The sequence below is a fragment of the Polyangium mundeleinium genome (assembly GCF_028369105.1).
GTDB classification, from domain to species: domain Bacteria; phylum Myxococcota_A; class Polyangia; order Polyangiales; family Polyangiaceae; genus Polyangium; species Polyangium mundeleinium.
In genome coordinates this window covers 2,019,787-2,030,441 of record NZ_JAQNDO010000001.1, presented here as the reverse complement: position 1 = coordinate 2,030,441, position 10,655 = coordinate 2,019,787, and the positions used below count along the sequence as shown (strand labels likewise).

7 protein-coding genes are annotated in these 10,655 nt (G+C 67.7%); 3 read left to right on the top strand and 4 right to left on the bottom strand.

Annotated elements, in window-relative coordinates; all coding sequences use genetic code 11:
* Position 1 precedes the first annotated feature (1 nt).
* Positions 2-1,549 carry an MSCRAMM family protein gene (locus tag POL67_RS08250; protein ID WP_271916551.1) on the bottom strand — a complete coding sequence of 516 codons (1,548 nt, stop codon included), beginning with the start codon at positions 1,547-1,549 and terminating at the stop codon, positions 2-4.
* Positions 1,546-2,412, bottom strand: a complete 867-nt coding sequence (locus POL67_RS08245) for a hypothetical protein (RefSeq protein ID WP_271916550.1) — start codon at positions 2,410-2,412, stop codon at positions 1,546-1,548. Before POL67_RS08245 ends, POL67_RS08250 begins: the two co-directional genes overlap by 4 nt.
* Positions 2,413-2,527: 115 nt before the next feature.
* On the opposite strand from POL67_RS08245, the gene POL67_RS08240 reads away from it, so the two are divergent.
* From POL67_RS08240 to POL67_RS08230, 3 genes are read left to right on the top strand one after another with little or no spacing between them, the layout of a single operon-like run.
* The gene (locus POL67_RS08240; protein WP_271916549.1) at positions 2,528-4,528 is read left to right on the top strand and encodes a type VI secretion system Vgr family protein; all 2,001 of its coding nucleotides are present in this window, start codon (positions 2,528-2,530) and stop codon (positions 4,526-4,528) included.
* Between the two features lie 11 nt (positions 4,529-4,539).
* Positions 4,540-5,292 (top strand): toxin-antitoxin system YwqK family antitoxin, encoded by a 753-nt coding sequence (locus POL67_RS08235; protein ID WP_271916548.1) that lies wholly within the window; start codon positions 4,540-4,542, stop codon positions 5,290-5,292.
* 2 nt (positions 5,293-5,294) lie between these two features.
* Complete coding sequence (locus tag POL67_RS08230) at positions 5,295-5,684, top strand: DUF4280 domain-containing protein (RefSeq protein WP_271916547.1); 390 nt, start codon at positions 5,295-5,297, stop codon at positions 5,682-5,684.
* Between the two features lie 6 nt (positions 5,685-5,690).
* On the opposite strand, the gene POL67_RS08225 is transcribed toward POL67_RS08230, so the two are convergent.
* Positions 5,691-6,752 carry a hypothetical protein gene (locus POL67_RS08225; protein ID WP_271916546.1) on the bottom strand — a complete coding sequence of 354 codons (1,062 nt, stop codon included), beginning with the start codon at positions 6,750-6,752 and terminating at the stop codon, positions 5,691-5,693.
* Between the two features lie 64 nt (positions 6,753-6,816).
* Entirely contained in the window at positions 6,817-10,623 is a 3,807-nt protein-coding gene (locus POL67_RS08220; RefSeq protein ID WP_271916545.1) for a hypothetical protein, read from the bottom strand.
* Positions 10,624-10,655 lie beyond the last annotated feature (32 nt).

Below are 10,655 nucleotides of genomic sequence, written 5' to 3'. Positions count from 1 at the left end.
CTCAGCGCCACTGGCCTTCGTCGATGTCCGGGAACGTGAGCGTCCCGCTGCCTTCGGGGACGTCGTCGATCCGCGCCTTGCCATTCTCGTCGAGCGTCCCCTCGATCACCTTGCCGTCCGCGAGCTCCAGGCGATACCGCGCGCCGGCCACGGGCTTCGGCGGGTCGCCGTCGTCGACGAGCTCGATGTCGGTCCACGCGCCCGCAGGTACGGGCGACGCCGCGGACGCGGCGCTCGCGCCCGCGCTCGGGGGCGTGAAGGTGCCGCCCTCGTTCGGCTCCCATTGCCCTTGATCGATGTCGGGGAACGTGATCGTCCCCTTGCCCTTGGGCAAACCTTCGAGGCGCGCCTTGCCGCTGTCGTCGAGCGTCCCCTCGAAGGTCTCGCCGCTGTCGAGCTCGACACGATAACGCGCGCCGGCCACGGGCTTCGGCGGATCGCCGTCGTCGAGCAATTCCACTTCGACGAACGTCGTGTCCTCCGCGACGGACGATCCCGTGACGGGGCTCGCGCCGGCAGGCGCCGGGCCTCCGAGGCCGTAGGCCTTGCCCTCGTCGTTGGGCTTCCACTTCTTCTTGTCGATCTCGGGGAACGTGACCGTGGCGCTGCCCGCCGTGACGCCCTCGACGCGCGCCTTGCCATTCTCGTCGAGCACGCCCTCGACGACCTTGCCATTCCGAAGCTCGACCCGGAACGGCTGGCCCACGAGCGGCTTCGGCGGATCGCCGTCGTCGACGAGTTCGATTTCGACCCAATCCCCCGAGCCGTCCTCGGCCTTGTCCTCGCCCATCCGGTCATTCCGGACAGACCCGCTCTTCACGGGATTGTCGAACCTGCGCGAGACGTCGACGCGCGCGAGCGGGAAGATCAGATCGATGAGGCCCTTCGCGGCGGGATGCGGCCCGGCCGCAATCTCGGCCGCGGCGGCGACGTACGCGTCCTTGACCTGCGGATCGGGGACGATGACGTTGCCTTGGGGATGAAGCTGAAGCGCGAGGTCGAGATCGACCTTCGTGTTCGCGGTCTTCACGCCGCGCGCCTCGTCGGCCGCGAGGAGCACGAGCTCTTTCGCGAGCGTCGAGGGGCGTTTTTGCAGGCCAAACGAGCCGAAGAGCAGATCGGTGAGCTTCGCGATGAGCTTCAGCGTGGAGTCGATGACCTGATCGGACTCGACGCGCGCGAGCACCGGATACTCGGGCGGGACCTCGGGCGCGGGGCGCAGATCGCCGGCCTCGTTTTTCGGACCCGTGAGGGGCGTCGTGTCCGCGCCCTCGACCATGAAGCCTTCGAGCTCGACGTCGCGCGGGTGCACGAGGACGAGCGAGAGCGAGCCGCGCAGGTATCGATCCGCGAGCTGCTCGATCACAACGTCGTCGCGGAGGTGATGAATCGAGGAGCGATGGAGCTCCTCGGCGAGCATGCGCCGGAGCTCCAGCATGCCGCGGCGATCGAGCGCGACGTTGCGCAAAAACGCGAGGATGCCGTGCCGATCGAGGCGCCGCGGGCGGCCCAGCAGGATGTTCCCGAAGCCTGTCGTCTCGGCGCTCATTCGACAGGACTCGTGTTACGCGGACGCACGAAAGGCGCCTCGCGGAAAAGGTCGGCGAAGCTCTTGCCGAGCGAGTCGATCGCGCCCTTCGTCGTCTGCGCGGTGCCACTCGCGACGTTCACGTAGGTGTCCGGCACCGCGGGCGCGGGGCGGCTCGACGTCGGAGGCGACGCAGGGCCGAGCGAGGCGGAGAGCTTGTCGATCGCGAAGCGCGCGCTCTCGCCGGTGGTCTTCGCGGCGCTCTTGTATTCGACCGGCACCGAAGGCTTCGGCCGCCCGAGGCCGCCGCCAGGCCAGCGCGCGGTGTCGAGCGCGATATCGACCGTGCTGCGCGCGCCCTGGATCCGCGATCCCTCCTCGCCCGCGACGAGCACGTACGTGCGCGCGATCGTCGATTCGCGTTTCTCCCGGGCGAACCTGCCGAAGAGCAGCGCCGCGAGATCCGCCACGAGCTTCGCCGTGGATTCGATGACCTGATCGCTCTCGACGCGCGCGAGCACCGGATACTCGGGCGGGACCTCGGGCGCGGGGCGCAGATCGCCGGCCTTGTTTTCCGGGCCGAGCACGGCGCCCGTCGCGTCGCCCTCGACGAAGAAGCCCGGCGCGCGGGTGTCGCGCGGGCGCAAGAGCACGAACGTGATGCGTCCGGTCGAGATGCGCTCGACGAGCGAACGCAAGACCTCGTCGTCGGGCATCGTGTCGACGAGGACCTTGGGGACGTCGTCGGCGAGGACGCCTCGCAGATACCGCGCGCCGCCCCGCTTTTGGGCCATTTGCACGAGCATCTCGACGGCCTCGTCGCGGCTCGGGAGCTTGGGGCGGCCGAGCTGGAAGAGCCCCATGCCCGTTCGAAAGAACGTCATCGGCAGGTCTCTTCCCAGAAGCGTACCACGGTCTCGTGATCTTCGATGAGCGCGCGCCGGAGATCAAGCCTCTTGCCGAAAGCCTGAGAACCCCGGTACGCTCTTCCCGAGATCCATGCCTTATCCGCAGGGCAGCCTCGGCATCGCCATCTCGACGCCTTTCGGCGCGGATGCGGTTCTGCTCGTCGATCTGCACGGTGAAGAGCGGATCTCGGGGCTCTTCCGCTTCGAGCTCGAGCTCGTGTCGCCGGAAAAGGCGCTCGACTTCAAGGCGATCGTCGGCAAGGGCGTGACCTTGACGATCCGGGGCATGGCCAAGGAGAAGCCGCGCTTCATCCACGGGATCTGCACGCGGTTCGTCCAGGCAGGTCGCGTCGGCAAGCAGACACGCTACCGCGCGGAGCTGCACCCGTGGTTGTGGCTCCTCGGCAAGACCAGCGATTGCCGCATCTTCCAGGAGAAGAGCGTACCCGACATCCTGAAGGCGCTCTTCCAGGAGCTCGGCTTCTCGTCGGGCGAGCACTTCAAGGATTCGCTGAAGGGCTCGTACGCGCCGCGCCCCTACTGCGTGCAGTACCAGGAGACCGCGCTCGATTTCGTGTCGCGTCTCATGGAGGACGAGGGGATCCACTATTATTTCACGCACGAGGACGGCAAGCACGTGATGGTCTTGACCGACGACAGCGCGTCGGCCGTGCCGTGCCCGAACCTCGACAAGGCGCGGTTCGTCGAGCAGTTCTCGTCGTCGACGGACGAGGACGCGGTCGTCGAGTGCACGCTCGAAGAAGAGATCGTCGCGGGGAAGTACGCGTCGACGGATTACAACTTCGAGATGCCGAGCACGTCGCTGCTCGCGGAGGTCTCGGGTGAATCCGGCAAGCTCGAGCTCTTCGAGTACCCGGGCGGGCACATCGAGAAGAGCCCGGGCGACGCGCGCGCGAAGCTCCGCATCGAAGCGGAGGAGGCGCGGGCGGTGCGTTTGTCCGGCGCATCCAATTGTCGCGCCTTCACCGCGGGCCACGCGTTCAAGCTCGACGAGCACGATCGGGACGACGCGAACACCGACTGGGTCCTCGGCGCGGTCGTGCATCGGGCGAGCCAGGAGGGGTACACGAATACCTTCGAGGGCTTCCCGAAGAAGACGCCGTACCGCCCGCCGCGCATCACGCCGAAGCCCGCGATCCCCGGCACGCAAACGGCCGTCGTCGTGGGCAAGAGCGGCGAGGAGCAGTGGACGGACGAATACGGGCGCATCAAGGTCCAGTTCCACTGGGATCGCAAGGGCGCGAAGGACGACAAGAGCTCGTGCTTCGTGCGGGTCGTGCAGTCCTGGGCGGGCAAGAGCTGGGGCGCGTGGTTCTTGCCGCGCATCGGGCAAGAGGTCGTCGTGAGCTTCATCGACGGCGATCCGGACCGGCCGCTCGTGACGGGCTCGGTGTACAACGCGGAGCAAACGGTGCCTTATGGGCTGCCGGGCGCGCAGACGAAGAGCACGATCCTGAGCCGCTCGACGAAGGAGGGCGACGCGGGGAACGAATTGCGCTTCGAGGACAAGAAGGACAGCGAGGAGTTCTACGCGCACGCCCAGAAGGACATGCTCTTCGAGGTGGAGAACGACTGGACGGTGAAGGTCCTCCACGATTACACGAAGAACGTCAAAAACGAGCGGAAGGTGACGATCGAAGAGGGCGACGAGTCGCTCACGGTCACCAAGGGCAACCGCACGATCAAGGTCGACAAGGGCGACGAGACGCACAGCGTGAAGGGCAAACGCACGCTGGAGATCACCAAGGACGAGGCGCACACGAACAAGGCGAACCTCGATTACAAGGTGACGAAGAACTACACGATCAAGGTCGACGGCGACCTCGTGATCGAGGCGAAGAGCGTCACGATCAAGGCCAAGCAGGCGTTCACGATGAAGGCGGGCACGGATTTCAAGGCCGAGTCCGGGACGGGGATGACGCTGAAGGCCGGCACCGATTTCAAGGCCAAGGGCGGGACGAACATGACGCTCGAGGGCGCGATCGCGCTGAAGGCGAAGGGCGGCGCGCAGGCGGCGGTGGAGGGCGGCGGCATGCTGACGTTGAAGGGCGGCATGGTGAAGATCAACTGAGCGAGGGCCCGATGCCGACCGACCACGAAGAGCGCGACGAAACCGGCAAGCTGATCTCCCGGTTCCAGATGGAAGAGGGCGAGCTGCACGGGGAGTTCGTCCAGTACGGGGAGACCGAAAAGCAGATCGCGCACCGGGCGAATTACGCGAAGGGCAAGCTCCACGGGCTGTCGATCACGTACGACCCGGAGGGGCGCGAGGTCGAGCGTTCGTCCTTCGAGAACGGCGCGCTGCACGGCGAGACGAAGCTCTTCGACGAGCACGGCAAGATCTCGCAGATCGTGACGTTCGTGAAAGGCGAGCAGCACGGGCCGACGCGTCTTTACGACGAGGGCCGGCTGCGGACGCTGATGCATTTCGAGAAGGGCAAACAGAACGGCCCGTTCCTGTCGTTCGATGAGCAGGGAAACGAGGTCGTGCGGTCGTTCTACAAGAACGGCAAGCTCGAAGGCGAGTCCTTGTTCCTCGACGGCAAGGGCAACACGCTGCGGAAAGCGAACTACAAGGCGGACAAACTGCACGGGGAAGTGATCGAGTACTTCCCGAACGGCGAGGTCCGCGAGCGCGCCACGTACGACAACGGCAAGAAACAAGGCGACGCGTTCAGCTACGACGTGCAAGGCAAGCTGAAGGCGAAGGCGTCGTACAAGGACGGCGAGAAGCGCGGCGAAGTCGAGTACGACGACAAGGGCATTCCCAAGTCGAAGGAGGAGAAGGAGACGTCCTTCTTCGACAAGATCGTGAACAAGCTCGCGGGAGGCTGACGATGGGCCAGCACGTATGCATGGGCGCGATGATGCAATGCAGCTTCGGCGTGGCGCCGAGCTCGCTCACGGTGCTGCCCGCGAACCGGACGTTGAACAGCGCAGGACCGCTGGCGAACATCATGGACGGCAAGCCGATGCTGAACGTGCTGCCGTTCGGGATGTGTCAGAGCCTGGCGAACCCGACGGTGGCCGCGGCGACGGCGGCGGCGATGGGCGTGCTCACGCCGATGCCGTGCATTCCGAACACGCCGGCGCCGTGGATCGTTGGTGCACCCACGGTGCTCCTGGCGAACATGCCCGCGCTGAACAACAGCTCGAAGCTGATGTGTATGTGGGGCGGCGTGATTCAGATCTCGTTCCCCGGGCAGGTCACGGTCCAGGTGCCCTGAGAGGCGTTACGCCTTGGCGCAACGCGCGAGGGCGACCTTTTCGAGCTGCGCGAAGGACGTCCCGAGGCCGTCGAGGTCTTTCTTTTTGCGGAGGCCCTCCCGCACGCCGTCGATGATGTCTCGAAGCTGCGTGCTCGGGCCGTCGATAAGGAGGGCCTTGCGCCGGAGCTTGAACATCAGGGCGGCGTTGACGTTGGAGGGCGCCTTCGTCGCGACGAACCTGCGGCGCGCGTCATCGTCGCCGAGCACGCGCCATCGCGCAAAATCAAGCTCCAGGGTCTCCTCCCCGGGCGCGCGGAGGACAGCCTCGGCGAGTGGCTTTGCGATCGGGCCGAGCCAGGCGAGCGCCTGCTGAAAATACGGCGCACACGGTTTGTCATGGGGCAACCTCAGGCGCTCGGTGTGCAGGAGCGCGAGGACGAGCGGTCCAACGGCGGACGGATGACCGAGGAGCCCGAGCGCGGGCGCGACGTCGACCGCGAGGTACGGGTAATAGAGAAATCGGCTCAACTCGAACGCCATGTCCGAAGCCTCGGCCTCGAACGTGCCGAGCTGCTTCGCGGCCGCGCCGACGTCGCGCACGCGGGTTCGAATGATGTTCTTCAACGTCGCGAGGCGCTCGGCGGGCGTACCCCCTTTTTTGCCTCGCGCATTTCTGGCGAGATGCGTGAGCAGCTCGCTGGGCGCTCCGCCCACACCGGGCAGCCAGACGGCCGCGGCTGCGCCCCACCGCGCGCCCGCTTCGTGGCGACGCCAGTCGAGGTTTGTCCGCAAGCGGATCCGGTACCGCGCTTCGAGCTGGCCCGCGCGCGCGCCACACGCGAGGACTTCCACGTCGTCGAAGAAACCACTCGCCTTGTCGAGGAGCTGCGCTTCGTCGAAATAATCGAGGTCGGGCGCGATCGTCGGCAGCGCCTTCGCGCGTGTTCCTTCACAAAGCATGCGCAGCATCGTGGCGGGGTCCGACGGCAGCGGCAGCAGCGCATCTGCATGCACCCGTCGTGCGTCGACGACGAATTCCCTCGCCCCGCGAATCTCGATGAGCGTGCAGTCCTGGTAGTCGCTCATGGGTCGACGCCGGAGCCCGGCTTTCGGGTCAAACGGCGCTGTGCCTCATCTCCGCGGGCGAACGTCACACGCCGGGTTTGCCGCCGCTGCCGGGCCATTTCGCGCCGGGAGCGGCAGGGGTGCCCGGCTTGGCGCCGGGGGATGCGGGCGCGGACGGAGGCACGGGGGCGCCGGGCGTGGGTTTGGCGCCGGCAGGGACCACGGGGGCGCCGGGGGCTGCGGGCGCGGGTTTGGCGCCGGCGGGGACCACGGGCGCCGCGGGCTTGGCCGCAGGGGCCGCCGGGACGCCGGGCGCAGCAGGCGCGGCGGGAGCAGCGGCTCCCGCGGGCACGACGGGTTTGTCGCCGACCTTCGGGGCCGCGGGAGCACCGGGGACGGCGGGAGCACCGGAGGCCGCGGGAGCACCGGGGACGGCGGGCGCGGCAGGCGCGGCGCCCGCGGGCACGGCGGGTTTATCGCCGACCTTCGGGGCCGCGGGCACGGCCGCGCCGCCTGGAATGGCAGGCTTTTCACCGGGCTTCGGCGCTGCTGCGGCGGCCGCGTCCGCACCCGGAACCGCCGCAGGGGCGCCTGGAACCGCCGCAGGGGCGCCCGGAATCGCTGCCTTCGCGTCCGGAACTCCCGCAGGGGCGCCCGGAACCGCTGCCTTCGCGTCCGGAACTCCCGCAGGGGCGCCCGGAACCGCTGCCTTCGCGTCCGGAACTCCCGCAGGGGCGCCCGGAATCGCTGCCTTCGCGTCCGGAACTCCCGCAGGGGCGCCCGGAACCGCTGCCTTCGCGTCCGGAACTCCCGCAGGGGCGCCCGAAATCGCTGCCTTCGCGTCCGGAACTCCCGCAGGGGCGCCCGGAACCGCTGCCTTCGCGTCCGGAACTCCCGCAGGAGCGCCCGGAACCGCTGCCTTTGCGTCCGGAACTCCCGCAGGGGCGCCCGGAACCGCTGCCTTCGCGTCCGGAGCCGCTGCCTTCGCGTCCGGAACCGCTGCCTTCGCGTCCGGAACCGCTGCCTTCGCGTCCGGAACCGCTGCCTTCGCGTCCGGGGCCGCTGCCTTCGCGTCCGGAGCCGCTGCCTCCGCAGCCGCATCCGCCGCCGCCTCGCCCTCGGGCGCCGCCGCGCCATCCGCACCGCCTGCCGCCGCGTCCGCGCCGCCTGCCGCCGCGTCCGCGCCGCCCGCCTCCGCGCCGCCGGCCGCAGCATCCGCGCCGCCGGCCCCGGCCTGCGCGCCCGCGCCGGCCTGCGCGCCGTCGCCGCCCTTGCGCGCGTCCTGGGCCTCCTTCATCGATTGCATCGCGGTCTTGCCGGCTTCCTTGACGATGTCCTTCGCCTTTTCGAGGCCCTTCGTCAGGTTCTCGGCCGACGCCTTGACCGCGTCACCCGTCGCATTCGCGGCCTCCACGACCTCCGCGGCCGCGGCCTGCGCCGCCTGCGCCGCCTGCGTGCACGTATCGCTCGCCTCCTTGGCGACCGCCGTCATCTTCTCCTTGGCCGCGGCAATGACGTTCTTGGCCTTCTCGCCTTCCGTCCGCACCTCGCCCATCTGCTGCGAGAGCACGCCCGTCAATGCATTCGCCGCGCCTTCGAATCCCGCCGCGCCCATCGCGGCCGCCGCCTGCTCCGCCGCCGAATTCACGGCCTCGGCCGCATTCACGCCCGCCGTCACCACGGCCGACGCCGCGTTCGCCGCCGACGCAATCATCCCTTCGAGCCCGCCCGACACCGCGAGGTTGATCGCGCCCGCCGCGTCGAGCCCTGCGCCCGCCGGGATCACGAGCGCGAGCGAGCCCTGCACCGCGCCGAGATCCCCCTGAATCCCGCCGAGGACCCCGTACGCCGCTTTCTTGATCTCCGAAAGCGCCGTCCGCGCCTTGAGGAGAATGTCTTCCTTCGTCGCATTGGCGAGCCCCTTCGCCAGCGCGATTTCCCGATCGACCGCGAGCCTCGCGACCTGCTCCAGCTTGATGAGCCGCGCCGGGATGTCGTTGATGAGCGCGTTCGTCTTGTCCTCGAACGCCTTGCCGAGATCCTTGAAGCGCTGGATCGAGGTCTCCACCGTCCTGCGAATGGAGGCGACGAGCTCGAGGACCTGCGTCTCGATGAGGTCCTTCATCTCCAAGGCGAGCTTCTTGAAACGCGCCTCGGCCGCCTTGATCGTCGCCATGAGGTCGGCGAGCGTCTTCTCGTAGAACGTCTTGCCCGCCTCGACGAGCGCGTCGGCCGCGGCCTTGATCTGCTTCTTGCAGTTGTCGAGGTAATCGGGGATCTTCTTCGTGATCGCGTCGACGAGCGTCTTCTGCAGCTCCTCGAACGTCTTCTTGACCGCCTCGCCCTTGTCTTTGATGCTCGAAGCGATGCTCGACGCGATCTGAACCGCCTGCATCGCGAGCTTCGGCCCGAGCGCGGCGATCTGCGCGACGACCTTGATGCCCTGCGCCTGGATCTTGGGCTTCAGCAGGGTCGCCTGCATCTCGAAGTCCTTGATCAGCTTCTCCCCTTGCGCCTTCGTCTTGGCCTCGATCTGCTTGATCGCAGCCTCGCCCTTCGCGCGGATCTTGGGGATGACCGAGGTGTCCTCTTCGTAACCAGCGCTGATGAAGTCGGCGAGCGCGTCGTCGTGGCCCTTCGCGCCCTCGGCCACGAGATCCCGGACGATCTTGTCGGCGTCGAGGTTCAACTCGGCCTGGAGCGCCTTGATCGAGGCGTTCATCTTGCCGCCGAGCTCCTCGACCGAGCCCACGACGGAATCCTCCATCGTCTGGAGGATCTTCTTGCATTCGGTCTCGAACGTGCCGAGCAGCTCGTTCGCCGCCTTGCGCACGTCTTCCAGCGTGCCGAGCGTCAAATCGCGGATCTGTTCGAGCAGCTTGTCGAGCAGACGATCGAGATCGGCCTTGATCCCCCGCACGAGCGCGAAGCCGTCCGCGAGGAGTTTGTCCACGGTGCTCGTGATCGTGAGCAGCGCCTCGTTGAGCAGCTCCGCCGTGCGCGCGACGAGCCCGTGCGCGAGGTTCGAGATCTCGTCGATCGTCTTTTGGATCGCGTCATTGACCTTCGCGATGATGTCCTGCGCGCACTGGTTGATGCGCGTGGGGACCTCGCCGATCGTGCGCCGCACGTCGCCGATCGTCTGCTTGATCGTGTCGTCGGTCTGCTTGACCAGCGACTTCAGCGTCTCGCGCGCCTGCTCGATCGAGTCCTTCGTCGCAGAGCGCAGCTCGTCGACGACAGCGTCGACGTTCGCCGACATCTCGACCTTCGCGCCGTCGTGGTCGGGCACCTTCGCGAGCGCCAGCTCGAACTTGGCGCGCAGATCGGAGCCGATCGCCTCGATCTTGCCGTCGATCTGTCCGCCGAGATCACCGAGCTTCTGATCGACCGTGTCGGCCTGCGCCTTCACCGCGTCGAGGACCTTCGTCGCCTGATCCTCGCCGAGCTGTCCGATCTCGTCGATCTTGCCCTTCGCCGCGTCGGCCGCGCTCTGAATCTGATCCTGCGCCGTCTTGACGAGGGTGTCCTTCTGCGATTCGAGTTTGCCCTCGACCTCGTCGACGAGGCCGTCGAGCTTGCCCTTGGCCGTCGAGATGGCTTCCTCGCCCATCTTCTTGAGCTCGGGCGTGATCCCTTTGAGCTGGCCCTCGGTCTCCTTGATCGCCGTGTCGATGCCGGCCGAGATCCCGTTCTTGGTCTCGTAGAGGGCCTTGTTGAGCTTGAGGATCTGCTCTTCGGCCTTGCTGATGATCTGGTTCGTCGAGTCGCGGACGGTCGAGACGCCCTTCGTGACCGTGACCTCGGCCTTGTCGATCTGCTCCGAGGCGAACTTCCCGAGCTTGCTCGGAATGCTCTCCGTGGCGCCCTGGCTCTGATCTGCGGTCGTCATGCGGCTAAGAACCGTCCTCTCCCAATGGCGCG